The organism is Anaerotruncus sp. AF02-27 (genome assembly GCF_003465835.1).
Taxonomy (GTDB): domain Bacteria; phylum Bacillota; class Clostridia; order Oscillospirales; family Ruminococcaceae; genus Anaerotruncus; species Anaerotruncus rubiinfantis.
Map to the genome: position 1 here is coordinate 1 of NZ_QSBX01000067.1, position 1,144 is coordinate 1,144.

Sequence of the window (1,144 nt, forward strand, 5' to 3'; positions counted from 1 at the left end):
GGTGTAACCTCCTTTCTTGAGGGTGCGCGCTCCCTTTATCCTTATTGTAAATTACCATTTGGGTCTGTGACCACATAAGAACTGTGCATCTGCATCAGATTTGGTTTGAGCCAGAAGCGGGTCTTACCGGAACCGGAGCCGCCGATCACCAGCACATTTTTGTTTCTGGCGGTCTTTGGGTCCTTGGGGCGGCTGTTCATGGTCAGGCTTTCGGTTTTTGTGAGAATGACATTGTTCTGGAACACCGGGTCGATGTAGGGAGCAATATCCTCACGGGTTCCCCAGCGGGCCGAACCATATTCCAAACCATGTCGATATTTCTTGGCGTTCTTGCTTTTAAGATACACCGCCAGCCTCAGACCAACACCGCAGCACAGCCCTACCAACAAGTCCAATGGATGCAGGCTTGGCCAGAAACTTTGCAACGCCCCAGGCAGAACCGCAACCAGCGAAAGAAACTTTTCTGAAGCATCCGCCCCTTGTGCCATTCGCCATGCCTCTCCAAAATTGGTAGCAAACAGCCCCAGCAGGATATACGGCATATTCAGCAAAATGAGCTTTTTGATGTCCAATGTCTTTTTCATCGTTCCAGCTCCTTTCGCTTGGTGCGATCCACCACAGCATTTTTAACCATCTCTTTGAACTGGTTAAGTTTTGCCAGTACGGACGGGCGCTCTGTTTTCGTTGCCTTTTTGACCTTTTTGTTGGTGTACTCTGTAAAAGCTGCTGTCAGAGCATCTGCATCACGGCCTTTGAAAAAAATCAGGTACTTTGGCGGAGAACTGCTACGGTCCTTTTTCACCGCATAATCCACACCATATTTCCGGGCGATTTTCTCAAACTCCTTGATAGAGGGGTCTGTGATCTCAATGTTGGATATTCCCTGATTCTGCCCGACAAGCTGCTTCACAGTCTGTTTTCCATGCGGAACAACCGGCGCATCACGGCTTCTCTGTTTTTCCAGCTTCTTTTCCTTCCGATGTGCCATATACTTGCTTATGGCAGCCTTAAACATTCTGCCGGTAAACTTTGTTCCACTGACAACCAGCGTCAAAGTTCTGTTTTCCACTTCTTCCTGCATTTTCTCGCCTCCTATTACAATAAATTTGGACAGGAAAGCCGGGCAGCCAGTCCGGCTTTCTTT

At 48.6% G+C, this 1,144-nt stretch carries 1 protein-coding gene and 1 pseudogene; both read right to left on the reverse strand.

Annotated features, from left to right (window positions below):
• Positions 1-47: 47 nt before the first annotated feature.
• A pseudogene (locus tag DWV16_RS18785) lies at positions 48-584 on the reverse strand (type IV secretory system conjugative DNA transfer family protein); the annotation flags it as partial.
• Positions 581-1,081: a PcfB family protein gene (locus tag DWV16_RS18790; protein WP_007886614.1), complete on the reverse strand. Its 501-nt coding sequence runs from the start codon at positions 1,079-1,081 to the stop codon at positions 581-583. The pseudogene DWV16_RS18785 and the gene DWV16_RS18790, both read right to left, overlap by 4 nt.
• Between the last annotated feature and the right edge of the window lie 63 nt (positions 1,082-1,144).